At 68.7% G+C, this 24,883-nt stretch carries 20 protein-coding genes and 1 tRNA gene; 11 read left to right on the top strand and 10 right to left on the bottom strand.

The window, feature by feature from the left end; all coding sequences use genetic code 11:
- Nucleotides 1-37: 37 nt before the first annotated feature.
- Together ACQW02_RS13545 and ACQW02_RS13540 are read right to left on the bottom strand one after the other, a co-directional pair.
- On the bottom strand, nt 38-724 hold the full coding sequence (locus ACQW02_RS13545; protein ID WP_431285767.1) for an RlmE family RNA methyltransferase: 687 nt from the start codon (nt 722-724) through the stop codon (nt 38-40).
- 3 nt (nt 725-727) lie between these two features.
- Nucleotides 728-1,723: a Ppx/GppA phosphatase family protein gene (locus ACQW02_RS13540; protein ID WP_431285766.1), complete on the bottom strand. Its 996-nt coding sequence runs from the start codon at nt 1,721-1,723 to the stop codon at nt 728-730.
- 169 nt (nt 1,724-1,892) lie between these two features.
- Here ACQW02_RS13540 and ACQW02_RS13535 point away from each other — a divergent pair.
- From ACQW02_RS13535 to ACQW02_RS13520, 4 genes are all read left to right on the top strand, one after another.
- Nucleotides 1,893-1,966 (top strand) — tRNA-Gln (locus tag ACQW02_RS13535).
- 111 nt (nt 1,967-2,077) lie between these two features.
- Nucleotides 2,078-3,277: an MFS transporter gene (locus ACQW02_RS13530; RefSeq protein WP_431285765.1), complete on the top strand. Its 1,200-nt coding sequence runs from the start codon at nt 2,078-2,080 to the stop codon at nt 3,275-3,277.
- Nucleotides 3,278-3,378: 101 nt separating this feature from the next.
- Nucleotides 3,379-4,254, top strand: coding sequence for an endonuclease/exonuclease/phosphatase family protein (locus ACQW02_RS13525; RefSeq protein WP_431285764.1), 876 nt, complete (start codon nt 3,379-3,381; stop codon nt 4,252-4,254).
- Nucleotides 4,251-5,639, top strand: a complete 1,389-nt coding sequence (locus ACQW02_RS13520) for a phospholipase D family protein (RefSeq protein ID WP_431285763.1) — start codon at nt 4,251-4,253, stop codon at nt 5,637-5,639. The genes ACQW02_RS13525 and ACQW02_RS13520 overlap by 4 nt, the downstream gene beginning before the upstream one ends.
- A 2-nt stretch (nt 5,640-5,641) precedes the next feature.
- On the opposite strand, the gene ACQW02_RS13515 is transcribed toward ACQW02_RS13520, so the two are convergent.
- The 4 genes from ACQW02_RS13515 to ACQW02_RS13500 form a co-directional block, all read right to left on the bottom strand.
- A complete protein-coding gene (locus tag ACQW02_RS13515) occupies nt 5,642-7,042 on the bottom strand; it encodes a homospermidine synthase (protein WP_431285762.1) in 1,401 nt (466 codons plus the stop codon).
- Between the two features lie 78 nt (nt 7,043-7,120).
- Nucleotides 7,121-8,326 (bottom strand): type III PLP-dependent enzyme, encoded by a 1,206-nt coding sequence (locus ACQW02_RS13510; RefSeq protein ID WP_431285761.1) that lies wholly within the window; start codon nt 8,324-8,326, stop codon nt 7,121-7,123.
- A 390-nt stretch (nt 8,327-8,716) separates the two neighbouring features.
- Complete coding sequence (gene speB / locus ACQW02_RS13505; RefSeq protein ID WP_431285760.1) at nt 8,717-9,619, bottom strand: agmatinase; 903 nt, start codon at nt 9,617-9,619, stop codon at nt 8,717-8,719.
- A complete protein-coding gene (locus ACQW02_RS13500) occupies nt 9,616-10,086 on the bottom strand; it encodes a CYTH domain-containing protein (protein ID WP_431285759.1) in 471 nt (156 codons plus the stop codon). The genes speB and ACQW02_RS13500 overlap by 4 nt, the downstream gene beginning before the upstream one ends.
- Before the next feature lie 75 nt (nt 10,087-10,161).
- On the opposite strand from ACQW02_RS13500, the gene ACQW02_RS13495 reads away from it, so the two are divergent.
- On the top strand, nt 10,162-11,178 hold the full coding sequence (locus ACQW02_RS13495; RefSeq protein WP_431285758.1) for an ABC transporter substrate-binding protein: 1,017 nt from the start codon (nt 10,162-10,164) through the stop codon (nt 11,176-11,178).
- A 9-nt stretch (nt 11,179-11,187) separates the two neighbouring features.
- Here the strand turns inward: ACQW02_RS13495 and ACQW02_RS13490 are convergent, their stop codons facing one another.
- Nucleotides 11,188-11,622, bottom strand: a complete 435-nt coding sequence (locus ACQW02_RS13490) for a cupin domain-containing protein (RefSeq protein WP_431285757.1) — start codon at nt 11,620-11,622, stop codon at nt 11,188-11,190.
- Between the two features lie 11 nt (nt 11,623-11,633).
- Nucleotides 11,634-12,773 carry a zinc-dependent alcohol dehydrogenase gene (locus ACQW02_RS13485; RefSeq protein WP_431285756.1) on the bottom strand — a complete coding sequence of 380 codons (1,140 nt, stop codon included), beginning with the start codon at nt 12,771-12,773 and terminating at the stop codon, nt 11,634-11,636.
- Nucleotides 12,774-12,891: 118 nt separating this feature from the next.
- Between ACQW02_RS13485 and ACQW02_RS13480 the strand changes: the two genes are divergently transcribed.
- Complete coding sequence (locus ACQW02_RS13480; protein WP_431285755.1) at nt 12,892-13,563, top strand: FadR/GntR family transcriptional regulator; 672 nt, start codon at nt 12,892-12,894, stop codon at nt 13,561-13,563.
- Nucleotides 13,564-13,819: 256 nt separating this feature from the next.
- Here the strand turns inward: ACQW02_RS13480 and dctP are convergent, their stop codons facing one another.
- On the bottom strand, nt 13,820-14,716 hold the full coding sequence (gene dctP, locus ACQW02_RS13475; RefSeq protein WP_431285754.1) for a TRAP transporter substrate-binding protein DctP: 897 nt from the start codon (nt 14,714-14,716) through the stop codon (nt 13,820-13,822).
- Nucleotides 14,717-14,808: 92 nt separating this feature from the next.
- On the opposite strand from dctP, the gene ACQW02_RS13470 reads away from it, so the two are divergent.
- Together ACQW02_RS13470 and ACQW02_RS13465 are read left to right on the top strand one after the other, a co-directional pair.
- Nucleotides 14,809-15,795, top strand: a complete 987-nt coding sequence (locus ACQW02_RS13470) for a Bug family tripartite tricarboxylate transporter substrate binding protein (protein ID WP_431285753.1) — start codon at nt 14,809-14,811, stop codon at nt 15,793-15,795.
- Between the two features lie 14 nt (nt 15,796-15,809).
- Nucleotides 15,810-16,520: a putative quinol monooxygenase gene (locus tag ACQW02_RS13465; RefSeq protein ID WP_431285752.1), complete on the top strand. Its 711-nt coding sequence runs from the start codon at nt 15,810-15,812 to the stop codon at nt 16,518-16,520.
- Here ACQW02_RS13465 and ACQW02_RS13460 read toward each other — a convergent pair whose 3' ends face one another.
- Nucleotides 16,521-17,672 carry an NADH:flavin oxidoreductase/NADH oxidase gene (locus ACQW02_RS13460; RefSeq protein WP_431285751.1) on the bottom strand — a complete coding sequence of 384 codons (1,152 nt, stop codon included), beginning with the start codon at nt 17,670-17,672 and terminating at the stop codon, nt 16,521-16,523.
- 281 nt (nt 17,673-17,953) lie between these two features.
- Between ACQW02_RS13460 and ACQW02_RS13455 the strand changes: the two genes are divergently transcribed.
- The 3 genes from ACQW02_RS13455 to ACQW02_RS13445 all read left to right on the top strand — a co-directional run bounded on the left by ACQW02_RS13455 (nt 17,954) and on the right by ACQW02_RS13445 (nt 24,647).
- Entirely contained in the window at nt 17,954-20,080 is a 2,127-nt protein-coding gene (locus tag ACQW02_RS13455) for a M10 family metallopeptidase C-terminal domain-containing protein (protein WP_431285750.1), read from the top strand.
- Nucleotides 20,081-20,298: 218 nt separating this feature from the next.
- Nucleotides 20,299-21,492: an efflux RND transporter periplasmic adaptor subunit gene (locus tag ACQW02_RS13450; protein WP_431285749.1), complete on the top strand. Its 1,194-nt coding sequence runs from the start codon at nt 20,299-20,301 to the stop codon at nt 21,490-21,492.
- A complete protein-coding gene (locus ACQW02_RS13445; RefSeq protein ID WP_431285748.1) occupies nt 21,489-24,647 on the top strand; it encodes an efflux RND transporter permease subunit in 3,159 nt (1,052 codons plus the stop codon). Before ACQW02_RS13450 ends, ACQW02_RS13445 begins: the two co-directional genes overlap by 4 nt.
- Nucleotides 24,648-24,883: the final 236 nt, after the last annotated feature.

The following is a 24,883-nucleotide window of genomic DNA, read 5'->3' as shown; positions in this document are numbered from 1 at the left end:
GAACGCGCCCGAAGCCAATTCTCCACAGGCCCAAGTGTCAGGCCGGGCGACGAAACCCCTTGGCGACCACGAACATCTCGGCGCTGTCCTTGCGGCTGGCGGGGGGCTTGGCGTGTTTCACCTCGGCAAAACTGCGCTTCATCCGCGTCAGCAGGTCCTTCTCGGTCCCGCCGGCAAACACCTTGGCGACGAAGGCGCCACCCGGGGCCAGCACCTGTTCGGCAAAGCCCAACGCCAGTTCGACCAGCCCGATGATGCGCAAATGGTCCGTCGCCGTGTGCCCCGTGGTATTCGGCGCCATGTCGGACAGGACGAGGTCGGCCTGGCCATCCAGCGCCGCCAGCACGGCGGTCTCGGTCGCCTCCTCCTCGAAATCGCCCTGCAGCACGATTGCCCCCGGCACCGGGTCCATCGGCAGGATGTCCAGCGCCACGACCCGGCCACGGTCGCCGACGCGGGCCACCGCCACCTGCGTCCAGCCGCCCGGCGCGGCGCCGAGGTCGACGACCCGCAGCCCCGGCTTGAACAGATGGAAGCGTTCATCCAGCCCGGTGATCTTGAAGGCGGCGCGCGACCGCAGCCCGGCGGCCTTGGCTGCCACCACATACGGGTCGTTCAATTGCCGCGTCAGCCAGGACTGGCTCGCGGTGGTTCGGCCTTTGGCGGTCTTCAGCCGTGTGCCCAACATGCGGCCACTGCCTGCGGGCGGGCCCTGCTTGGCCATATCTCAGCGCTTTCGGGGTGGTGTGGCCCGCATCAACCGCAACAGCATGCCCTCACGCAACCCCCGATCGGCGACGGTCACCGTTGCGGTGGGCCAGACCCGGCGGATCGCGGCGAAGACCGCGCAGCCTGGCAGCACGAAATCCACCCGCTCCGGCCCGACGCAGGGATGCGCGGACAGGCCGGCGCGCCCCAGGCGGAACAGTTCCGCCAGCGCCTGGTCGGCCTCGACCATGCCGATCACCTGGCCATCGACGGCGCTGCGCGAATACCGGGGCAGGGACAGCGCGACCCCGGCCAGGGTGGTGACGGTGCCCGATGTGCCGATCATCCGCACGCCGCCGGCCGCGATCTCCCGCCCGATGGAATGCACGGCATCGAAGCGCACGAGTTCGGTGGCGACCTCGGCCGCCACGGCCTCGAACCCCTCCGGCGTGAAGCAGGATGCGCCGGCCCGTTCGGCCAGGGTCACCACGCCCAGCGGCATGGTGGTGTATCCGATCAATTCGGCCGGCTGCTCGCTGGTGCCGGCGCGGACCCAGGCGATCTCGGTGCTGCCGCCGCCGATGTCGAACAGCAGCGCGCGCCGGTCGGTCGGGTTCAGCAGGGGCGCGCAGGACGCCATGGCAAGGGCCGCTTCCTCCCGCGCGCCGATGATGCGGATCGGCAGCCCGGTCGCGGCGCGGGCGCGGGCCAGGAAGATGTGGCCGTTGCTGGCGCGGCGGCAGGCTTCCGTCGCGACGGCATCCAGCCCGCGAATCGGCCGGCGGCTCAGTTTCTGGGCGCAGGCTTCCAGCGCCGCCACGGCACGGTCCATCGCGGCATCGGACAGCAGGCCGGAACTTTCCAGCCCTTCGCCCAGCCGGACGGCGCGGCTGAAACTATCGACGACGCGGAATCCCCCCGGCCCCGCGGGGGCCGCCACCAGCAGCCGGCAGTTGTTGGTCCCGAGGTCGAGCGCCGCGAAGGCCGCCGGCGAAGCGGCTGCCCGTGTCGGCACGGAGGTTACGGACGGCGGGGGATACGACATCTTGTCCACAGAGTCGGGCCGCCCGCGCCCCGGGGCAAGGGGTTTGTTGCAATGCGGTTGAAACACCGCGCCGGCGATTGTTTCCCGGCGGGTCGGTTGCGGCCGCGGAAGTCACATGCTAATCGCCCGGCGTCCCTGGTGGGGGATAGTTTAACGGTAGAACTTCCGACTCTGACTCGGACAGTCTTGGTTCGAATCCAGGTCCCCCAGCCAGCGGCCCTTTTTCCCCGGTCCGCGTTCATTTTCAGCCCCCTGGGGGCGGGTGGCGCCATCGACGCGCCCGCCCATCCGCGCCACGATCCGCGGCGTGAGGAAACCACCATCTTGAACCCGGCCAGCGGGTCGCCGCTTGCCCGCGACCCAGACTTCCTACGCCTCTGGCTGGTCGGGCTGATGATCTCGCTGGTCCGCTGGCTTGAGATGCTGGCCGTCAGCCTTTTCGTCTACGACCGCACAGGATCGCCCCTGCTCGTCTCCATGATGGTGATGCTGCGGGTCCTGCCGATGGGGCTGTTCGGCGCCTTCCTCGGCGCCCTGGCCGAACGGCTGGAACTGTTCCGCGCGCTGATCGGCATCCTCTGCGTCAGCGTCGCGACCTCGGCCGTGCTGGCGGTGCTGACCAGCGCCGGGCTGCTGGAGGTCTGGCACCTGGCGCTGTCCAGCTTCGTCAGCGGCGTCGCCTGGGCGGCCGACAGCCCCGTGCGGCGCATGCTGATCGGCCAGGTCGCGGGGCCGTCGCGCATGGCCCGCGCCATGTCGGCCGATGTCGGCAGCAACAATGCCAGCCGCATGGTCGGGCCGGGCCTGTCCGGGGTGCTCTTCGCGCTCCTGGGGGTGCAGGGCGCTTTCCTGGCCGGGATCGGCTTCTACCTGGTGGCGCTGGTCGCGGCCGTGACGCTGCGCGCCCGCAGCGGAGTCGCCGCGGCACCCGAGACGGGGGTCGCGGCCCGGATCGCGGTCGGGCTGGCGGCGGTGCGGGCCGACCCGCGGCTGACCGGCACCATGGTCGTGACCATCATCTTCAACGTCTTCGGCTGGCCCTTCACCAGCCTGGTCCCGGTGATCGCCCAGGACCACCTGGGCCTGGGGCCGAGCGCCATCGGCCTGCTCTCCTCGATGGACGGGATCGGCGCCCTGGTCGGGGTCTTCGTCATCGCGGCCTGGGTCCGGCCGGCGGATTACCGGCGCTGCTTCATGTCCGGCGTCGTGGTGTATCTCGTCATGCTGACGGTCTTCGTGCTGGTGCCGCATCCGGCGCTGGCCGGGGCGGCGCTGGTGGTGACCGGGGCGGGGCAGGCGGGGTTTTCGATCATGCAGGCCACGCTGATCTACCTCTCCTCGCCGCCCGGCCTGCGCAGCCGGGTGCTGGGGCTGCAATCGGTCTGCATCGGCCTCGGCCCCATCGGCTTCGTCAATGTCGGGCTGATGGCCAATATGTTCGGTGCCCAGACCGCCGGGGTGGTCACGGGGATCGAGGGCTTGCTGGCACTTTTCCTCACCCGCAAACTATGGAGCCGCATCTGATGCCAACCGCGGCGCCTCCACGCCGTTGGAGCCTTGGCGGGGCCATGCCATGGCCCCATGTGCCGCAGCATCCGGCGGTGCGCCGCGAAGATGGACCGTTCATGCCGCCTTTCGATACGACCACGCCTGCCGAAGCCACCCCGCGCCCCCACCGCCTGCCCGACCAGGTGCGTGGCGCCCTGCGCATGCTTGAGGGTGCGCTGGCCCGCCGCGCCCTGAACGCGGCGCATCGCCCGGCCGCCCCGCGTGAGGGTCTGATCGCCGCCTCCTACAACATCCACAAATGCGTCGGCATGGATAAGCGCTTCGACCCGCGCCGGGTGGCCGATGTCATCGCCGAACTGGGCGCGGATGTGGTGGCGTTGCAGGAAGCCGACCGCCGCTTCGGCCACCGGGCCGGGTTGCTGGACCTCGCGCATCTGGAACGCCATGCCGGGCTGACCCTGATCCCGGCCTCGCCCGTCGATGGCGGGCATGGCTGGCACGGCAATGCGCTGCTGGTGCGCGGCGGGCGGGCGACGCGGGTGCGGCGCCTGGCCTTGCCCGGCGCCGAACCCCGCGGCGCGCTGATCGTGGACCTGGCGCTGGATGGCGGTCCCTTGCGGGTCGTGGCCGCCCACCTGGGGCTGCTGCGGCGCCACCGCCTGCGCCAGGCGGAGGCCATCCTGACCGCGGTGCGCGACGCCCCCGCGATGCCGACCCTTCTGCTGGGCGACATGAACGAATGGCGCCCGGGCATCGCCTCCTCCCTGGCGGTGCTGGAGCCGATGTTCGGCCCCTTCGGCCACCCGGTGCCGAGCTTCCCCTCGCGCCTGCCCTTCCTGGCGCTGGACCAGGTGCTCGGCCATCCGCGCGGGCTGGTCGCGGCGACGCATGTGCATGACAGCCCCCTGGCGCGGCTGGCATCGGACCATCTGCCGATCTGGGCGCGGATCGACGTCGCGGCCGCGGCGGAAACGGGCTCGGCGGCGGCATGACCGAAGCGGCCCTCCTGCCGCGGACGGAGGTGCCGCCGGGAGAGCCTGGGCGCATCGCGCTGCTGGCCGATGGGCTGGATGCCTTCGCCTCCCGGGTCGCGGCGGCGCGCGGGGCGCAGCACACGCTCGACCTGCAATATTACATCTGGCAGGGCGACCTGACCGGCCGGTTGCTGGCGCGGGAGGCCCTGAAGGCCGCCGACCGCGGCGTGCGCGTGCGGATCCTGATGGATGACATGTTCGCGCTGAACCGCACCTATGGGCTGACCGCGCTGAACGGCCACCCGATGGTGCAGATGCGGCGTTTCAACGCCACGCGCTGGCGCCGCTGGGGCCGCTGGGGCCTGTTGCTGGAAATCGCCTTCGGCAACTGGCACCTGAACCGGCGGATGCACAACAAGGCCTGGATCGCCGACGGACGGGTGGTGATCTGCGGCGGGCGGAACATCGGCAACCGCTACTTCGATGCCTCGGATGATTTCAACTTCCGCGACCTGGACGTGGTCGCCGAATCCCACGCGGCCGCCGACGCCGCGGCGGTGTTCGAGGCGTTCTGGGCCAGCCCCCTGTCCCAGCCGATCGAGGCGCTGCGCATCCGCTCCGGCCCCCGCCGGTTGCGCCGCCTGCGCCGCCGGCTGGAACGGTTGTCCGTCACGCGTGAGGCCAAGATCTTCCTCGACGCCCCCGACCGGGCCGGGCGGCGGATGCTGGACATCGACCCCGACGCCATCGAGATCCTGGCCGACCCGCCGGACAAGGCCGCGGGCCTGGCCGGCAGCGCCGTCGCCCCGGTGCTGGAGGAGTTGTTCGCCGCGGCACGGCGGGAGGTGCTGCTGATCTCCCCCTATTTCGTCCCCGGGCAGGCGGCGGCGACGCAGTTGATGGGGCTGGTCGGCGCCGGGGTGCGGGTCGCGGTCATCACCAATTCCCTGGCCGCGACCGATGTGATCGCGGTGCACGGCGGCTACGCCCGCTACCGCGCCCGGCTGATCGCGGCGGGGGTCGAGGTCTATGAACTGAAGCACAGCGCCGAGGGTTCGGCCGGCGTTTTTGGCTCGCGCGGGGCCAGCCTGCATACCAAGGCGGTGGTGGTGGATGGGCGGGCGGTGTTCGTGGGGTCGTTCAACCTGGACCCGCGTTCGGCCAACCTGAACACGGAAATGGGCGTGCTGACACGCCAGCCGGCACTGGCGCGGCTGGCGCGGCGGCACTTTGCCCGGCTGGCCACGGGGGCGCGCAGTTGGCGGGTGCGGCTGGCGGGCCGGCGCCTGGTCTGGGATGACGGGACCTCGGCGGCCGATGCGGGGAGCGAGCCCGGGGCCACGCGGTTCCGCCGGGCCGTCGCGCTGCTGGTGCGGGTGCTGCCCGTCGAATCGCAGTTGTGACGCTACGCCACCCGGAAGTTGTGGAAGCGCCAGGGATTGGCCGCATCCACATCCTCCGGGAACAACACGCCGCGCGCTTCCAGCGGCGTCCAGCCGGCATATTCGCCGACCACATCGCCAAGGTAGGGGCCCGCGACCTCCAGCACCCGCGCATGGTCCAGCGTATCGGCTTCGCGCAGCCCGGCCTTCGGGTTCTCGATCGCCCAGACCATGCCGCCCAGAACGGCGGCGGTGACCTGCAGGCTGGTCGCGTTATTGTGCGGGCACAGGGTGCGGGCCTGGTCGATGGTCAGGCGCGAGCCATACCAATAGGCGCCCTTGGCATGGCCCATCAGCAGCACGCCGAGTTCGTCCATGCCGGTGGTGATTTCTTCCATCATCAGCCGTTTTTGCGGCTGCATCTCCCAGTTCTTGCCGGCCAGCTCATGCACCGACAGCACCGCGTCGTCGCAAGGGTGGTAGGCGTAGTGGGTCGTGGGCCGGTAGCGCACCGAGCCATCGGCGTTTCGCGTGGTGTAGTAGTCGGAGATCGAGATCGCCTCGTTATGGGTGATGAGGAAGCCGTGGAACGGCCCCTCCAGCGGCGTCCAGCTTCGCACGCGGGTGGAGGCACCGGGGCGCATCAGGTAGATCGCCGCATCGCCGCCAAAGTCATGGCGATGGCCATCGGCCGGCAGCGCGCCCTCATGCGTGCCCCAGCCGAGTTCGGCGGGCTGGCAGCCTTCGCCGACAAAGCCGTCGATCGACCAGGTATTGACGAATTCGCCCGGCGCCTTGGCGAGATTGGCGGTTTGGGTATCGCGTTCGGCGATGTGGATGACCTTGATGCCGAGGGTTTCGGCAAGCTGCGCCCAGCCATCGCGGTCCACCGGCACAGTCGCGTCCACGCCGGTGTCGGCGGCGATGTTCAGCAGCGCCTGCTTGACGAAATGCGAGACGAGGCCCGGGTTGGCGCCATGCGTCAGCACCGCGGTGGTGCTGCCCGGGGCCAGGGCCAGCGCGCTTTCGCGCAGCGCGTAGTTGGACCGCAGCGAGGGGGTCAGCGACAGGTCGGTATAGCCGCCGAGCCAGGGCTCGATGCAGGTGTCGAGGTACAGGCAGCCGATCTCCTGGCACAGCGCGATCAGCGCGACCGAGGAGACATCCACCGACAGGTTCAGCAGGAAATCGCCGGGGGCGAGCAGCGGCAGCAGCACGTCGCGGATATTGTCGCGCGTGACCGGCATCACCTCGAACCGCACGCCGAATTCATCGGCGACCTCCTGGCCGCGCTCCTCGGCGGTGACGATGGTGATGGCATCCACCGGCATGTCGATGTGGCGCAGGATCAGCGGCAGCACGCCCTGGCCGATGCTGCCGAAGCCGAGCATGACGAGGCGGCCGGAAAAGGCGACGTGGTGCATTCGGGAAAACTCCAAACAGGCAGCATGCCGTGGCACGATCGGCCACGGCGGTCCATCACAGGACGAAGACGATGTGTGTCAGGCGTCCAGCATCGGCCGGTCGCGCACCTCGGCGATGCGGGCGCGATCGAAGCCGTTGAATGCGGTGCGCAGGCAGGCGCCATAGGCGCCCAACTGGCCGATTTCGATCCAGTCGCCCTCGGCCGCGTCTTCCGGCAGGAAGAACGGCCCCGCCATCGCATCCGCACTGTCGCAGGTCGGGCCGAAGAAGCGGAAGGGCGCCAGGTGCCACGATGGCGCCGGCGCATCCGGCCGGACCAGCCGCACCGGGAAGCGGAAGCGCGGCGCCCCGGCATCGGACAGGCTGCCGTAGACGCCATCGTTCAGGAACAGCGCATCGCCGCGCCGGGCCTGCACCTGGACGACCACCGACACCCCGCCCGCGACCAGCGCGCGGCCGGGTTCGGCCCAGAGGGCTGTGCCCTCCGGCAGGTCCAGCGCGTCGAAGCCGGCCTCGATCTCGGCGATGATGGCGCCGAGCGGGGGCGGTTCGACATCGGGGTAGGCGACGGGGAAGCCGCCGCCGACGTCGATCACCTCGATCGCGACACCGGCCGCGGCGATCACGCGCCCGGCCAGCGCCATGGCGTGGCGCCAGGCCAGCGGGTCGAGGCATTGCGAGCCGACGTGGAACGACACGCCGAGCCGCCGCGCCATGGGGCGCGCGGCGCGCAGCAGCGCTACCGCGTCATCCGGCAGCGCGCCGAACTTGCCGGACAGGTCGTAGACAGCCGGACCCTTGGGCAACGCGAGACGCACGACCAGGCCGAGGTCGTCGGCGTGCTGCGTCTCGGCCAGGATCTTCGCCAGTTCCTCGGCGCTATCCAGGACGAAGTCGCGCACGCCGTCGCGGAAGAAGGCCTGGGCGATGGCGGCGCGGGATTTCACCGGATGCATGAAATGGATGCCGGCATCGGGGAAGAGGGCGCGCACCAGCGACACCTCGCCCGCCGAGGCGCAGTCGAAATGCCGCACCCCGCCGGCCCAGAGCGCGCGCAGCACGCTGGGGTCGGGGTTGCACTTCACCGCATAGAGAACGTCGCCCGGAAAGGAAGCGACGAAGCCGCGGGCGGCATCGGCGATGCTGGCGGGGCGCAGGCAGTGCAGCGGCTCGGCCGGGCGTTCGACCGCGATCAGGTCATCGACCGATGGCAGGACACGGGGCGCCAGGATGGCGTCGCGGCGCATCGGGGCCAGGGCGGTGCGGGTGCGGAGCAGGCTCATGGGGGAAAACCTCGCGGACAGACGTGTATGCGCCCGGCGCGGCGCGCGGGCGGTGGGGCCGGCACAAACAGTGCGGCGATGTCAGGTGGCGCGAGGTCTTTGGGTCGCGCGGCGCGGTGCAGCGAACATCAAACGTATCCCTGTCGGACACCGGGCCTGCGCCCGGGCGTGAACGAAAGAGACGCGTCCCGTCGTTGCTGTGCCCCCAATGGGGCTCGCGGCACGTGCGATGGCGTCGGCGGCGGGTGTGTCCTGCCGTCACAGGCCAAATGGGGTTTCTGCTGCGAATCTTCAAGTGAATTTCCGGCGATGGCCCCGCGTGCCCGGCATGACGCCCGGCACTTTGCGCATGGCGCCGGAAATTCAGCCGGTGGCAGATGCCATTTGGGATCAAGCGGTCGGCTTGCCGCCCATCAGGGAAAAATACTCCCAGACCATCGTGGCGGCGGCCAGGGCGGTGATGTCGCCGTGGTCATAGGCGGGGGCGACCTCCACCACGTCCATGCCGCGGAAATCCAGGCCATTGAGTTGGCGCAGGATCGCCTGGGCCTGCCAGGTGGCCAGGCCCCCGACCTCCGGCGTGCCGGTGCCCGGGGCGAAGGCGGGGTCCAGCCCGTCGATATCCAGGGACAGGTAGCAAGGCAGGGTGCCGAGGCAGGCGCGGATGCGTTCGGCGACAGCGGCGGGGCCGGTCGCATGCACGGCCTGGGCATCGATGACCGTGACGCCCTGGGCCAGGGTCCAGTCCCAGGTCTCGCGCTGGATGGGGGCGCGGATGCCAATCTGGATCATCCGCCGCGGGTCCACCAGCCCCTCGGTGATCGCGTGGTAGAAGACCGTGCCATGGCCCAGGACCTGGCCGAAATTGTCGGGTGCGGTGTCCATATGCGCATCCACGTGCAGCAGGCCGAGCGGCGCGCCGATGCGGTGCTTCAGCGCCCGCAGCAAGGGCAGGGTGATGCCATGTTCGCCGCCCATCGCCACGAGATGCGGGATGGCGGCCGCCTGCTGTTCGATCAGCGCGAAGCTTTTGGGCAGGTCGCCGAGGGCGATGGCGAAGTCGCCGGCATCGGCGATGGGGATGTCGCGCGGTTCCAGCCAGGACACCGGATGCGCGCCATCGACCAGCATGCGGCTGGCGGCGCGGATCGCCCGCGGCCCATCGCGCGACCCGGCGCGATTGGTGGTGCCGATGTCGAGCGGCACGCCGGCGACGGTGAAGGCACCCTTTGGGTCACGGCGAGTGACGCCCATGAAGCTTGGGGCGATGGCAAACGTCGGGGCATCGGTCACGCGGGGGGCTCCTTGGCCTCGGCCAGGATGTTGTTGCGGTATCGCGGGTCCTCGGTGACCTCGCGCCCGGCCCAGGGCGGGATGGGCGGGGTCGCCGCGGGGTCGGGGAGTTCGATTTCGGCCAGGACCAGCCCGGCCAGGCGGCCGGCGAAGACATCGACCGTCCAGTCATGGCCCGCGTGGTGCAGCAGATGACGGGTCTTTTCCACCAGCGGGCCGCAGAGGCTGTCCAGCATCGCCTCGGCATCGGCGATGGGGATGGCGGTTTCGAATTCGGCGCGGGACAGGCCGCCGGGCCCCTTGACCGTCAAGGTGGCGGCGTCGCCTTCGCGCCGGACGCGGACGGAAACGCCGCGCGGATGGCCGGGTTCGGTCAGGTAGCCCTGGCGCAACGGCACGCCGGGCCCGGCCGCTGCCCGCCAGGCGTCGCTGGCGACCAGGAACTTGCGCTCGATCTCAACCGCCATCGGGAACCCTTCGGCACGATATTCGCAAAGCACGCGGCAACAGGGCCGATGAGCCCAACCACCCGGAGCGCCAGCATGCCTGTTTCCCGTCGATTTGTCCTTGGCAGCGCGATGACGCTTGCCGCCCCCGCCGTCTTCGCCCAGGCGCCCGACCGCCTGCGGCTTGTGCTGAACTTCCAGCCCGATGGTGGCACGGCGGCATTTTTCGTGGCGCAAAGCCGCGGCTGGTTCCGCGAGGCGGGGCTGGAGGTGACCATCGACGGCTCCGCCGGGTCGGGCGATGCGATCACGCGGGTGGCGTCGGGTGCCTATCAGGTGGGCGTTGGCGATATCGCGACGCTTGCGGAATTCCTGGTGCGAAACCCGGGCTCGGCGCCGCGGGTGGTGATGCCGCTGCATGACCGCTCGCCCCAGGCGGTGATCAGCCTGGCGGCGGCGGGGATCGCGCGGCCGGCGGACCTGGTCGGCAAGACGGTGGGCAATGGCCCGGCCGATGGCGCGTCGCGCATGTTCCCGGCCTTTGCCCGGATCAACAATTTGGACCTGGCCGGGGTCGGCCGCCGCCAGGTCACGCCGCAACTGCGCGACACCATGCTGCTGACGCGCCAGGTCGATGCGGTGACGGGCTTCGACTACACGGTGTTCTTCAACCTCAAGGCCAATGGCACGAAGCCGGAGGATATCCGGGTCATGCGCTATGGCGATTTCGGCATGGATTTCTACGGCAATGCGATCCTGGCCGGGCAGCCGCTGATCGCCGAGAAGCCGGATGTGCTGCGCCGCTTCCTGGCGGTCGCGGCGCGTGCCTGGCGCGACACGCTGGCGGACCCGGCGATGGGGGCGGCCGTCATCAAGCGCCAGGTGCCGCTGCTGGATGAGACGATCGAGGCCGAGCGCATCACCTTCCTGCGCGACAACCTGATGGTCACGGCGCGGACCCGCGCGCTGGGCATCGGCACGATGGACCTGGGCCGGCTGCGCGAGGGCCTGGCCTTCGTGCAGGAAGGCTTCGGCATGCCCCGCGCGCCGACGGTCGAGGAGATCTACGACGGCAATTTCCTGCCGCCGATCGAATTGCGCCGGGTGGGGTAGCCCGTCGGGTCAGGCGGCGACGCGCAGCCTGACCTCGTCAGGGACGGGCAGCGGCGCATTGGCGCCGTCGGTGAATTCCACCGTGGTGAAGAGCAGTTCGGTGGTGCCGATGTTCTCCACGCTATGCGCGAAGAATTCCCCGGCGCCGAAGGTGAAGTGCTTCGTCTCACCGGCGAAATGCGTGACGTCGAGGATGCGTCCGTCGTCATAGTAGCCGCGCGCCTGGCCCGCGTTATGCGCGGTCCAGAAGTAGTTGTTCACGTGGCGATGGAAGTTGCAGCGCTTGCCGGGCGGCAGGCGCAGGTGCCAGACGCGCAGCCCTTCGGTTTCGGAAACCAGCACGCTGCCGACCACGCCGCTGCATTGGTCGGCGAGGAAGTCCGCGCGCAGCGCCTCCGGCCAGGCGGCGGGGGCGGGCAGGCGGGTCGTGGCATCGGCTTGCATCGGGTCGGCTCCTATTCCGCGGCGGCGGCGAGGGTTTCGGTCAGGCGGGTCTTCACCACGACCTTGATCGCGTCATCGATACGGTCGCGCGCGTGGCGCAGGGCTTCGGGCAGATCGTCCAGGGCAAAGGTGTGGGTGTGGACGAGCCGGGCGTCGAAGCGCTTTTCGGCCATGAAGGCCATGGCACGGTGCGTGGCGCTGCGGCCTTCGCCGCGGATGCCGTAGAGATAGACGTTGTTGCGCACGATCTGCGGCAGGTCGACGGTCACGGGGTCATGCGGGAAGGCCGCGAGGCAGATCTTCCCGCCGCGATTGACCATGGAGGTCGCCATGTTGATGGCATCCTGCGTGCCGGCGCATTCGATGACGTAATCGGCGCCGAGGCCGCGGGTGAGGGACTTCACGACCTCGACCGCATCTTCGTTCTTCACGTTGACGACGCGATCGGCGCCGAGCTTGCGGCCGATTTCCAGCCGTCCGTCGCGGGTGCCGACCAGCACGGTGGGGGTGGCGCCGAGAGCCTTGGCGACCGCGACGGCCAGCAGCCCGATCGGGCCGGGGCCGATGACCACGACGCTTTCGCCGGCGACCAGCCCGCCCAATTCGGTCAGCCCATACATGCCGGTGCCGGCGGTCACGACCAGGGTCGCTTCCTCATCCGTCATGCTGTCGGGGACGCGGACCAGGGTGTTGATGTTGTTGACCGCGTATTCGCAGAAGCCGCCGTCGGTGGTGAAGCCATTGGCGCGGTGGCCCTTGTCCACGGCGCCGTAGTTCATGCCGTAGTTCAGGCAGGCGGTGTACATGCCCTGGCGGCAGCGCTTGCACTGGCCGCAGCCGGCGTGAATCTCGACGGTGACCCTTTCGCCGACACGATATTCATCGACACCCGGCCCGAGCGCCGCGACGGTGCCCATGTATTCATGGCCCGGCGTGAAATTCTTGTTGAAGGGCATGCCGCCCTGGATTTTGGCGGGCGAGCCGTAGTGGATGATCTCCAGGTCCGTCGCGCAGATGGCGACGGCGTCGATGCGGACCAGGACCTCCGCCCGGCCGGGGACGGGCACCGGCTTTTCGACGAGGGTGAGTTCGTCGGGGGCGCCGAGCACCCAGGCGCGCATCATTTTTGGAACGTCGAAGGTGTCGGGCATGGGCGTGTTCCGGCGCTGGATTGGTTCGCCATATTGCCAAATCGGGCGGCCAAGGCAACAGCCTTGACCAATCAGTGAATTGGTTGACCAATCTTGGCGCCCCGGATAGCGTGCCGCCATGAATATCTCATCGGACCACGCCGTGCTGTCCCAACTGCGCCAGGGCCTGGCCGAGGGCCTGGCCGCCGCCGATGGCCGGCTGCCCGCCGAACGCGACCTGGCCGAACGCCTGGGCGTCAACCGCGGCGAAATCCGCAAGGCGCTGGCCGTGCTGGAACTGGAAGGCAGCCTGCGCCGCCACGTCGGCCGCGGCACCTTCGTCACCCGCACGCCACCCCGCCGCGGCCTGCCGGATGTCGCGGAGGTCGCCAATACCACCAGCCCCCCCGAAGCCATGCAGGCCCGCGCGATCCTGGAACCGGAACTGGCCCGCCTTGCGGCATTGCAGGCCACGGCGGCGCAAATCGCCGAACTGCGCCGCCTGGCCGTCGCCATGCGCGGCGTCGCCGACTGGGCGTCCTACGAAGCCCTGGACTACCGGTTCCACGAACTCATCGCCGAAGCCGCCGGCAACCGCCTGCTGATGGAAGTCGAGCGCCTGGTGAACGGCGTCCGCCGCGCCGTGGTCTGGGGCCACCTGGCCCTGCGCCCGATCGGGCCGTCGCCGGACTACCACTCCTTCGACGAACACGACGCCATCGTGGCCGCCATCGCACGCCGCGACCGGCCGGGCGCGGCCGAGGCGATGCGCCGGCATCTGGACAGCACGGCACAGGCGCTGGCGGGGTGACGGATGGGGGAAGTAGCGCCTTGAAAGGGGCTTCGCCCCTCTCAAACTCTCCCCACCAAGGGGCCGTGGCCCCTTGGAACCCACGCTGTTGGTAAAATAAAGAGAGGGGCAGGTCGCGTCTTGGATCAAGGGTGCGTCAGCGACGCCCCTCTCTTTATTTTACCAATACTCCGCCGGTCCAGGGGCGGCGGCCCCTGGTGGGGGGAGGTATGGAGGGGGCGCATAGCCCCCTCCATGGCGCGACGTCCCAATACTTTCACCCACCCGCCAGCGTCCGCAGCAGTTCCGGGTCGATGCCCGCCGCCGCTGCCGCCGCGACGGGTGCGCAGGCGGCGCGGAAGGCGGTCATGTCGATGGCGTCCGGGGTCAGTACGTTGACGCCGTCGGTGTGCAGCAGGGCCAGGGCGCGGGCGTCTTCGGCGGCGGCCAGGCTGCGTTGCAGGGTGGTGGCGGTGGTGGCGGCCTGGGCCAGGCGGGTGCGGTCGGGGCTGGGCAGGGTGTCGTGCCAGGCGCGGTTGGCGACGAGCAGGGCGACGCCCTGGATGTGGCCGGTCAGGCTGACGAAGCGGTGGTGTGCCTGGAGGCCGAAGAGGATGAGGTTGGTCAGCGGGTTTTCCTGGGCATCGACCTCTCCGCTGGCGACGGCCTGCTTGAGGCGCAGCACGTCGGTCACGACGGGGGAAAAGCCCATGGCGGCGAGGGCGGACTGGTAGACGGCGTTGTCCAGGGTGCGGATGACGAGGCCAGCGCAGTCGGTGGGGGTGCGCAGCGGGCGGGCGCGGTTGGACAGGTGGCGCAAGCCATTGTCCCAGAAGCCGAGGACGACCAGGCCGGTGCGGGCGGCGACCTCGGCGGCGATCATCGCGCCGGCGGGGCCGTCGAGGGCGGCGAAGAGGCGGGCGCGGTCCGGGGCGGCGAAGGGCAGGTCGAGTGCGCCCAGGGACGGCACCCGGGCCGACAAATAGCCCGAGGCGACGTAGCAGATCCTGGGCGCATGGCCGGCTTCGGTCCCCGCGAAGAGGGAGGCCGCGGTGGCGCCGCTGGCCGTCACATCGGCCTGCATCTCGGCGCCGGGCAGCGCGGCGGCCAGGGCTGCGAGGGCCTGGGTATGGACCGATCCGGCCCCCTGGTAGCCCGCCATCATGACCTGCATCGGCACCTCCTGTTTGACCAATTTCAACCAATCACTGCCCATTGACAACCAAATCGCCGCCCGGGCAACCTCCCGCCACGGGAGAAAACATCATGACGACCAGCCGACGCGCCCTTCTTCAGGCCGCCGCCATCGCCGCCGCCGCGCCATCGCTCGCCCCAACCCCGGTTCAGGCCCAGGCCTGGCCGACGCGCCCGGTGTCGGTGATCATGCCGCTGCAGGCGGGCAGTGCATCGGATATCGCGGTGCGTATCCTGGCCGAGAAGATGGGTGAGACACTCGGCAACCGCATGGTGGTGGAAAACATCACCGGGGCCGCTGGGCTGGTCGGGGCCGAACGTGCGGCGCGGGCGGCGCCTGATGGCTATACGCTGGCCGCGCTGAACAATTCCATCCTGACCATTCTGCCCAATGTGCAGCGCCGGCGGCTGGGCTTCGATCCCTTCGCCGATTTCCTGCCGATCGGTGGCATCGCGACCATCCCGACCTTCCTCGGCGTCCATAAGGACGTGCCGGTGCAGAATGTGCAGGAACTGATCGCGCTGGCGAAGGCCCGCAATGGGGAGATGACCTATGCCTCCGGCGGGGCCGGCAGCCCGCAGCACCTGGCGACCGAGATGTTCATGTCGATGGCCGGGGTGAAGATGGTGGACGTGCCCTATCGCGGTGCCTCGGCCGCGGCGGCCGATCTCGCGGCGGGGCATGTCCAGGTGATGTTCATCGCGCATTCGCTGGCGATCCCGTTCCTCGATTCCGGGATGGTGCGGCTGATCGGCTTTGCCGGGCCGGAGCGGAACCCGCTGCTGCCGGCGATCCCGACGGTCGCCGAACAGGGGGTCGCGGGGTTCGACTATTCGTCCTGGATCGCGCTGTTCGCGCCGAAGGAGACGCCGGCGCCGATCTTGGCGCGGTTGCGCGCCGATTGCGCCGCGGCGACCGCCGACCCGGCCCTGCAGGAACGGCTGGCGCGTTCGGGCCTGGCGGCCTGGCCGCGCGATCCGGCCGCCGTGGTGGCGGTGATGCGCGAGGACGATACCCGTTGGAAGGCCGTGGTCCAGGCCGCCGATATCCGCATCTGAAGGAGGCAACGCCCATGACCGTCACATTGTCCCGCCGTGGCCTGGGGCCACTGGCTGCCGCGATCGCCGCCGCACCCGTGCTGGTGCAGGCCCAAACCGCCCCGGCCCCCGCCCCGGCGCTGCCGGGCGGGCGCACGATCACCTATCTGGAGATCGCGCCGGCTTCGGTCGATGACGTCATGCGCCTGTTGCGGGCCGAGGTCGCGGCGACCCGCGCCGACCTGGGCAATGAGGAAGCGGTGCTGCTGCGCCGCATCGACCGGCCGCATCATTTCGCGATCGTCGAACGCTGGCGCGATGAAGCCGCGGCCGAGGCGCATCGGGCCTCCGCCCGCGTCGCCGCCTTCCGCGCGGCCTTGGCCGGTGCGCTGATCGCGCCCTATGACGAACGCCCGCATTCGCCGCTGTCGGTGGGGGCGGCGAATACCGCGCCCAATGCGATCGTCGCCGTCACCCACGTCGATATCATCCCGCCGATGCGCGAGGTCGGCACCGCGCGCATCGAGAAACTCGCCAATGACAGCCGTGGCGCGCCGGGCAACCTGCGGTTCGACGCGCTGATCCAGAACAGCCGCCCCAACCATTTCACCCTGGTCGAGGTCTGGGCCGACGAGCCTTCCTTGCTGGCGCATGCGGGGGTCGCGCATCTGCGCGCCTTCCGCGGCGAATTGCTGCCGATGAGCGGCAGCCTGTTCGACGAAAGGCTCTACCGCGTCGTCAGTTGATCAGGCGGCGGTCTCCGTCCCGGTCGGGAAGGTCCGGCGCACTTCCTCCCGCTTCTCCAGCCACCAGGCGTAGGAGGGCGGGAGCAGTGTCATCGGATCGACGCCGAGGCTGGCCGCGGCATGCGCCGGCCAGCTCGGGTTCCACATCATCTCCCGCGCCAGGGCGACGAGGTCGCAGGACCCCTCGGCCAGGTAGGCATTGGCCTGGGCGGCTTCGGTGATCAGCCCGACGGCCATGCTGGGCAGCCCCGTCTCCGCCTTGATCCGCGCCGCATAGGGCACGTGGTAGCCGGGCACGCGGGGGACGACCGCCAGGGTCAGCGGTCCCTCGATCCCGCCCGAGGAACAATCCAGCAGGTCGATCCCGCGCGGCTTCAGCGCGGTGGCGAAGGCGATGGTGTCCTCCATCGTCCAGGCGCCGCCGCGGCCATCGGTGCAGGACACGCGCATCAGCAGCGGGCCGGTCCAGGCATCGCGCACGGCCTCGGTCAGTTCCAGGCCGAAGCGCATGCGCCCTTCCAGCGAACCGCCATAGGCGTCGGTGCGGTGGTTGGTGATGGGGCTGAGGAATTGCTGGATGATGTAGCCATGGGCGGCGTGAATCTCGAGCACGTCGAACCCCGCATCGGCGCTGCGCTTGGCGGCATCGGCGTGCAGGCGGATGACGTGGCGAATGTCGTCCTGGTCCATCTCCTTCGGGACCATGGCGGTCGGCTTGAACGCGATGGGTGAGGGGGCGAGGCCCGACCAGGGCGGACGGCCCTTCGCGGCGTCTTCGGCCGTCAGGGGCGAGAAGCCGTCCCATGGCGCGCGGGTCGCGACCTTGCGGCCGGCGTGGCCGATCTGCATCGCGGTGACGGCGCCCTGGGCCTTCATGAAGTCGGTGATGCGGCGCCAGGCCTTGGCCTGGGCGTCGGACCAGATGCCGGGGCAGTCGTAGGTCTTGCGGCTGCGTTCGCTGACCGAGGTTTCTTCGCAGAACACCATCCCGGCCCCGCCCATCGCGAATTTGCCGAGGTGCACGAGGTGCCAGTCGCCGGGGATGCCGCCGGGATCGGAACGATATTGCGACATGGGCGAGACCACGATGCGATTGCGCAGGGTGACGCCCCGAAGCGTGTAGGGCGAGAACAGCATGGGCGTGGCGGACAAACGACGATCTCCTGATAGGCGCGCTTTGGGGGAAGATGGCCCAGAAGGCTGGATCGGCGCCAGCCTGCCACGGTGCCTGGATATGTGGCATCCGACCGGCGATGGCGCCTTTGTCGGCGGTATGAGGTGCCGGCGGTCGCCTTTTTGCGCAGCCGGTGCGCCAGCGACCCAGCCGAGGCCGCACCGCTTTTATTCATTGTAAAGGCGCATCGCAGCACTCTCGCCACGACCATTCCGGGGCCCCATCGCCGCCCCGGCCATGCATCGCGCCGCGGGACCGAATGACGTCGAACAGCATCGCCCTGACCTGCGGATGTCCCTGTTGCGCCCCCGGGGGAGGCTCCCCCCAGCATTTTCTTGCGGAGACGCTGGCCACGACCGACGGATTTGTCGCCGATGCCGGGTCGCTCGGCACCAGCGACATCGCGGTGAAGCTGCGGACGCAGTGGAGTGGTTTCCTGGAGGGCAAGTTCGTCGTCTGGAACAAGGCCAGCGTCAGCTATTCCGTGAACGACAGCGCCCCAGGCTATTACGGCGAGCACACCGGCCTGGTCGGCATGACCGGGCTGATGCAGGCCCGCGCGCGGGACGCCTTCGCGCTATGGGACGACCTCATCCCGCTCAGCCTGGTCGAGAGCCAGTCGCCGACGGCCGACATTACGTTCAACATGTCGTCCAATACGCAGAACGCCACCTATTCCGCGTCGGGCAGTATCAGCGCGCTGAACGCCAATACCTTCGGCTTCATCCGTCCGCAGATCTGGCTGGCTTCCGGCTGGTCCAGCCACAACAGCGATGCCGCGATGGGGTACGGCGGCTACGGCTTCATGACCTATCTGCATGAAATCGGGCATGCGCTGGGGCTGTCGCATCCCGGCAGCTACAATGCGGCGCCTGGTGTCACGATCACCTACGGCGGCTTTGCCGAATACCGGGAAGACACGCGGCGCTTCACGGTCATGTCCTATTTCAACGCCGCGGCCGATGGCAGCGGCACGGACCATTATGGCAGCGACGGGCAGTTGAAATACGCCCAGACGCCGATGGTGCACGATATCCTGGCGATCCAGGCCGCCTATGGCGTCAGCACCACCACGCGCGCCGGCAACACGACCTATGGCTTCAATGCCAATGCCGATCACGGTGTCTATGATTTCGCGTCGAACCGCGATCCGATCCTGACCATCTTCGATTCCGGTGGAAACGACACGATCGACCTGTCGGGCTACAGCCTGCCGAACCGGCTGGACCTGAACGAAAGCGCCTATTCCGACGTCGGCGGCTGGATGACCAACAACCTGGCCATCGCGATCGGCACGATCATCGAGAATGGGATCGGCGGCAGCGGTGCCGACCGCATCTTCGGCAACCCCATGGCCAATGCGCTCTATGGCGGCGCGGGCAATGACAGGATCGACGCCGGCGGCGGGGATGACCACGTCGACGGCGGGGACGGGGATGACCATCTGTTCGGCGACGGCGGCAACGACATGCTGATCGGGGGGCGCGGGGATGATGTGCTCGACGGCGGGGCGGGCTTCGACACGGCGTATTACGACCTGGCGGCGGGGGAGATCACCGTGCGCGACATCGGTGGCGGCGTCCTGATCGTGCAGGCTGGGCGGTTCGGCACCGATCGCCTGATCAGCATCGAGAGCATCCGCACCCGGGAGATCGGCGTCTTTGATACGGCCTATTATATTTCGACCAATGCGGACGTCGCGACGGCGGGCGTCAATGCCTATGCCCATTATGATGCATTTGGTTGGCGTGAGGGGCGCGACCCAAGTGCATTGTTCAGCACATCTGGCTATATCGCAAGTAATCAGGACATAAAGGCGGCGAATATCAATCCGCTTTCGCATTATGTGCAATTCGGGTGGCGCGAGGGTCGCGACCCGAATGCCGGATTCGATGTGAAAAGTTATCTAAATTACAATGCGGATGTGCGTGCCGCACAGACAGATCCACTTGTTCATTATGAAACATATGGAAAATACGAAGGGCGGGCGAGTTACAAGGCGATCGGCGACGCGATCACGAGTTCCGGCTTTGACATAGAGTATTATCTCTTGGCCAATTCCGACATTGCCAAAGCGGGTGTCGATGCTTTTGAACATTATAAAAATTTTGGATGGCGCGAAGGGCGTAATCCCAATGCCTGGTTCGATACGAATGGTTATCTTGACGATAATATCGATGTCAAATTGGCAAACGTCGATCCTCTGCAGCATTACATGACGTCGGGATGGCGTGAAGGCCGTGATCCGCACGCGTTGTTCGATACATCCTCCTATCTTTCGTATTATCAGGACGTGGCCGCGTCCGGGGTGAATCCACTGCTGCACTATCTGCAATTCGGCTATCTTGAGGGGCGTTCAACGTTCGGGGATGGAACCTGGCATTGAACGATCGGGGTGCTGTCACTGAATGGCCGAATCCCCGGCGGCGGCTGATATCACTGCTGGAACGGCAAGGACGGTAGGCGGCACGCGCGAAGGCCGGTCCCCGGCTGTGCCGGCACATGACACGCGCCGCGGGGCGGGGCATGCTCCCGGCGATTCGTTCATTTCGTCTGCCGTCCCATTGCCGAACCACGCATCGCCGCAGCGCCATAGGGTGTTCCATGTCGAACCGACTGATTGACGGAGGCGCTGCCACGTCGCGCTTTCCAGCCCGGCCTTTCGCATCGCTCCTCGTGCTGGCCGCCATGGCCCTGGCGGGCTGCAAGGAACAGGCGCCGGCGCCGCAGCAATCCGCGGCGCCACCCGCCGTCTTCGTCACCCCGGTCGAACGCCGCGCCATCACCCAGGGCAGCGAATTCATCGGCAGGGTGGAGGCGATCGACCGCGTGGACGTGCGCGCCCGCGTCACGGGCTTCCTGGCCGAACGCCATTTCAACGAGGGCGACATGGTCAAGGCGGGCGACACGCTCTTCACCATCGAACAGGCGCCCTTCGCCGCCGAGGTGGCCCTGCGCCAGGCGCAGGTGGAACGCGCCGAGGCCGAGCTGCGCAACGCCAATATCCAGGTGCAGCGCGGCCAGGAACTGGTCCGCACCAACGCCATCGCCCGCGCCACCCTGGACGAGCGGATCGCCGCCGAAAGCCAGGCCAAGGCCGAGGTCGCCGCGGCCGAGGCCAATTTGCAGCAGGCCCGGATCCAGTATGGCTATACCGAGATCAAGGCGGTCTTCGACGGCCGCGCCGGGCGCTCCCCGCTCAGCCCCGGCAATGTCGTGGGGCCGGACAGCGGCGTGCTGGTGACCGTGGTGCGCGACGATCCGATCCGCGTCAGCTTCCCGGTCACCCAGCGCGACCTGTTGCAGGTGCGGCGGGCCGGCGGCACGGCGGGGGGCGAGGGGATCGACGTGCTGGTGCGGCTGCCCGATGGCACGATGCACGAGACGGCGGGCCGGTTGTCCTTCCTGGACGTCACGGCCAATCGTTCGACCGATTCGGTGCTGGTGCAGGCGGTGGTGCCGAACACGCAGCGCCTGCTGACCGATGGCCAGGCGGTGACGGTGGTGGTGCAATCGGCGCAGCCGACGCAGGCCCTGGTGGTGCCGCAATCGGCGTTGCAGATCGACCAGCAGGGCGCCTTCGTCCTGGTCGTCGGGGCGGATAACAAGGTGGAGGTCCGCCGCGTCCGCACCATCCCCGGCCCGGCCGGGCTGGTGCAGGTGACGGAGGGGCTGGAGCCTGGGCAATTGGTCATCACCGAAGGGGCGCAGCGCGCCAGGCCCGGGCAGCCGGTGATGCCGCGGCCGATGGATGCGCCGCCATCGGGCAACGTGCCGCCGCGCGCCGCCACGCCATGATCTCCAAGGTTTTCGTCGACCGGCCGCGGCTGGCGATCGTCATCGCCATCGTCATGGTCATCGCCGGCATCGTGTCGATGATGCAGATCCCGGTGGCGCAGTTCCCCGACATCGTGCCGCCGCAGGTGACGGTGACGGCGAATTTCCCCGGTGCCTCGGCGGAAGTCGTGGAGGCGACGATCGCCCAGCCGATCGAAAGCCAGGTCAATGGCGTGGACAACATGATCTACATGCGGTCCACCAGCGGCAATGACGGGTCCTATACGCTGACCGTGTCGTTCAGGACCGGGACCGATCCGGACCAGAACACCACCAATGTGAACAACCGCGTGCAACTCGCGGTCGCGCAATTGCCCGAGGAAGTGCAGCGCCAGGGCCTGACGGTGCGCAAGAAATCCTCGGCCCTGTTGCAGGTGATCGCGATCAATTCGGCGGGCGGTGCGCAGGACCCGCTGTTCATCAGCAACTACGCCACCATCAACATCATGGATGCGCTGAAGCGCGTGCCGGGTGTCGGTGACGCGATCATGTTCGGCGCGCGCGACTATGCCATGCGCATCTGGTTCGAGACGGACCGGCTGACCGCGCTGGACCTGACGCCGCAGGATATCGTCAACGCGATCCGGGCGCAGAACCAGGTGGCGCCGCTGGGTCGTATCGGCGCGCAGCCGGTCAGCGACGATGCCTCCTACCAGCTCAATATCCGCACCACGGGGCGGCTGGTGCAGCCGGAGGAATTCGGCGCCATCCTGGTGCGCGCCAATCCCGATGGCAGCGTGCTGCGCGTGCGGGACGTGGCGCGGATCGAACTCGGCGCCTGGAACCAGGATGTCGATACGCGGCTGAATGGGGCGCCGGCGATCCTGATCCAGATCTACCTTGCCCCGGGCGCCAATGCGGTCGGCACGGCCGATGCGGTGGCCGCAACCATGGGCGGGTTGGCGGCGCGCTTTCCCGAAGGGCTTGGCTACGCCGTCACCTACGACACCACGACCTTCGTCAAGCTGACCATCCATGAGGTGATCAAGACGCTGATCGAGGCCTTCATCCTCGTGGTGCTGGTGGTCTACCTGTTCCTCGGATCGATCCGGGCCACCATCATCCCGCTGATCGCCGTGCCAGTTAGCCTGATCGCGACTTTTGCTGTGCTGAACGCGATGGGATACTCGGCGAACACCGTCTCATTGCTGGCAATGGTCTTGGCGATCGGCATCGTGGTGGACGACGCCATCGTGGTGGTCGAGGCGGTCGAGGCGACCATGGAGGAGAACCACGACCTGTCGGTCGCGGATGCCACCAAGAAGGCGATGGAGACGATCACCGCCCCCATCATCGCCATCACCATGGTGCTGCTGTCGGTCTTCGTGCCGCTGGCCTTCATCCCCGGCATTTCCGGCGAATTGTTCCGCCAATTCGCGGTGACCGTGTCGGTCGGCATGCTGTTTTCGGCAATCAATGCGCTGACCTTGTCGCCAGCCCTCTGCGGCGTGCTGCTATCGGCGCATCACGGGCCGAAGAAGGGGATCATGGGCCGCGTGTCCCGCGGGATCGACTGGGTGCGCGATGGCTATGCCGCCATCGTGGCGCGGCTGGTGCGGGTGTCCGTCCTCTGCCTGATCCTGGTGGGCGTGTTCATGGCCGGGATCATCGGGGTCGCCGGCCGGACGCCGACGGGTTTCCTGCCGCAGGAAGACCAGGGCGCCTTCTTCGTCGAGGTGCGGCTGCCCGAAGGTGCCTCGCTGAACCGCACGCGCGCGGTGGCCTTGCAGGTGGAGCGGGTGCTGCGCGGGTTGGACGGCGCGCGGGATGTGCAGACGATCAGCGGCTATTCGATGCTGAACGGGTTGGCGCAGTCCAACACCGCCTTCTTCATCGTCTCGCTGAAGGACTTTTCCGAACGAACCACGCCGGAGACCGGCGTCAACGGGCTGATCGCCGCGGTGGTGCGCGGCACGGCGGAGGTGCCGGCGCAGGTCATCCCCTTCAACCTGCCGCCGATCATCGGCCTCGGCACCTCGGGCGGCTTCGAATTCCAGTTGCAGAACCTGGAAGGCCGGCCGATCCCGGAGATGGCGGCGGCGATGCGCGCGCTGGTGCTGGCGGCCAACCAGGACCCGGCGCTGACGCGGGTGTTTTCCACCTTTTCGGCCAATACGCCCTCGGTCTTCCTCGAGATCGACCGGGACCGCGCGCAGGTGCTGGGCGTGTCGATCAGCGATATTTTCTCGGCGTTGCAGGCGGCGATGGGCGGGGCCTATGTCAACGACTTCAACCTGTTCGGCCGCACCTGGAAGGTGAACCTCCAGGCCGAGCAGTCCGACCGCGACGCCGTGCCCGACATCTACCGCGTGCATGTCCGCAATCGCGATGGCGAGATGGTGCCGCTGCGGGCATTGGCCGATGTGCGGATCGAATTCGGGCCGGAAAGCATCATCCGCTACAACAACGTCCGCAGCCTGACGATCAACGGCGAACCGGCGCCGGGGCGCAGCAGCGGCGATGGGCTGGCGGCGATGGAGCGGGTGGCGCGGGACACCCTGCCGGCCGGCTATTCCTTCGAATGGACCGGCACGGCGTTCCAGGAAAAGGCGGCCTCCGGCCAGACCGGGATCATCCTGGCGCTGGCGGTGCTCTTCGCCTTCCTGTTCCTGGTCGGGCTGTATGAATCCTGGACCATCCCGGTGCCGGTGCTGCTGTCCGTCTCGGTCGGCGTGCTGGGGGCGATCGCCGCGATCGGGCCGGCGGGGCTGGCGCTGGATCTCTATGCCCAGGTCGGCATCGTCGTGCTGATCGCGCTGGCGGCGAAGAACGGCATCCTGATCATCGAATTCGCCAAGGACCAGCGGGAGAACCAGGGCAAGTCGGTGCAGGAGGCGGCGATCCTGGGCGCCAAGCTGCGGTTCCGCGCGGTGATGATGACCTCCTTCGCCTTCATCCTGGGGCTGTATCCGCTGATCACCGCGGTCGGCGCCTCGGAGATCAGCCGGCGCGCGGTGGGCACGCCGGTGTTCTGGGGCATGCTGGCCGCGTCCTCGATCGGCATCTTCATGATCCCGATGCTGTACGTGATCTTCCAGGCAACGCGTGAGGCGGTGAAGGCCCGGCTCGGGCTTGGCCCGAAGCCGCCGGTCGAGGCCGCGACGGGGCCAGGCTGACGGGGGTGGGGAAGAATTGGGGGAGTTGCGCCGTGGAGAGGGCTTCGCTCCCTCCACACCTCCCCCACCAAGGGGCCGTGGCCCCTTGGAACCCACGGGGTTTGGCAAAATAAAGGGAGGGGCATCGAAGTCGCGCCTCTGATCGAGGGTGTTCCATGCCCCTCCCTTTATTTTACCAATACATCGCGTCGGTCCAGGGGCGGCGGCCCCTGGTGGGGAGAGTTTGAGAGGGGCAA

This window comes from Humitalea sp. 24SJ18S-53, assembly GCF_050632385.1.
GTDB lineage: Bacteria > Pseudomonadota > Alphaproteobacteria > Acetobacterales > Acetobacteraceae > Humitalea.
The sequence above is the reverse complement of the archived record's forward strand: the minus strand, read 5'-3'. Positions and strand labels throughout refer to the sequence as shown.

Coding starts and splice junctions, on each gene's coding strand:
- ACQW02_RS13465 (WP_431285752.1), top strand. CDS start 15,810: ATGACCGTCACATTGTCCCGCCGTGGCCTGGGGCCACTGGCTGCCGCG.
- ACQW02_RS13450 (WP_431285749.1), top strand. CDS start 20,299: ATGTCGAACCGACTGATTGACGGAGGCGCTGCCACGTCGCGCTTTCCA.
- ACQW02_RS13445 (WP_431285748.1), top strand. CDS start 21,489: ATGATCTCCAAGGTTTTCGTCGACCGGCCGCGGCTGGCGATCGTCATC.
- ACQW02_RS13490 (WP_431285757.1), bottom strand. CDS start 11,622: ATGCAAGCCGATGCCACGACCCGCCTGCCCGCCCCCGCCGCCTGGCCG.
- ACQW02_RS13525 (WP_431285764.1), top strand. CDS start 3,379: ATGCCGCCTTTCGATACGACCACGCCTGCCGAAGCCACCCCGCGCCCC.
- ACQW02_RS13485 (WP_431285756.1), bottom strand. CDS start 12,773: ATGCCCGACACCTTCGACGTTCCAAAAATGATGCGCGCCTGGGTGCTC.
- ACQW02_RS13480 (WP_431285755.1), top strand. CDS start 12,892: ATGAATATCTCATCGGACCACGCCGTGCTGTCCCAACTGCGCCAGGGC.
- ACQW02_RS13520 (WP_431285763.1), top strand. CDS start 4,251: ATGACCGAAGCGGCCCTCCTGCCGCGGACGGAGGTGCCGCCGGGAGAG.
- dctP (WP_431285754.1), bottom strand. CDS start 14,716: ATGCAGGTCATGATGGCGGGCTACCAGGGGGCCGGATCGGTCCATACC.
- ACQW02_RS13515 (WP_431285762.1), bottom strand. CDS start 7,042: ATGCACCACGTCGCCTTTTCCGGCCGCCTCGTCATGCTCGGCTTCGGC.
- ACQW02_RS13470 (WP_431285753.1), top strand. CDS start 14,809: ATGACGACCAGCCGACGCGCCCTTCTTCAGGCCGCCGCCATCGCCGCC.
- ACQW02_RS13455 (WP_431285750.1), top strand. CDS start 17,954: ATGACGTCGAACAGCATCGCCCTGACCTGCGGATGTCCCTGTTGCGCC.
- ACQW02_RS13500 (WP_431285759.1), bottom strand. CDS start 10,086: ATGGCGGTTGAGATCGAGCGCAAGTTCCTGGTCGCCAGCGACGCCTGG.
- ACQW02_RS13495 (WP_431285758.1), top strand. CDS start 10,162: ATGCCTGTTTCCCGTCGATTTGTCCTTGGCAGCGCGATGACGCTTGCC.
- ACQW02_RS13510 (WP_431285761.1), bottom strand. CDS start 8,326: ATGAGCCTGCTCCGCACCCGCACCGCCCTGGCCCCGATGCGCCGCGAC.
- ACQW02_RS13545 (WP_431285767.1), bottom strand. CDS start 724: ATGGCCAAGCAGGGCCCGCCCGCAGGCAGTGGCCGCATGTTGGGCACA.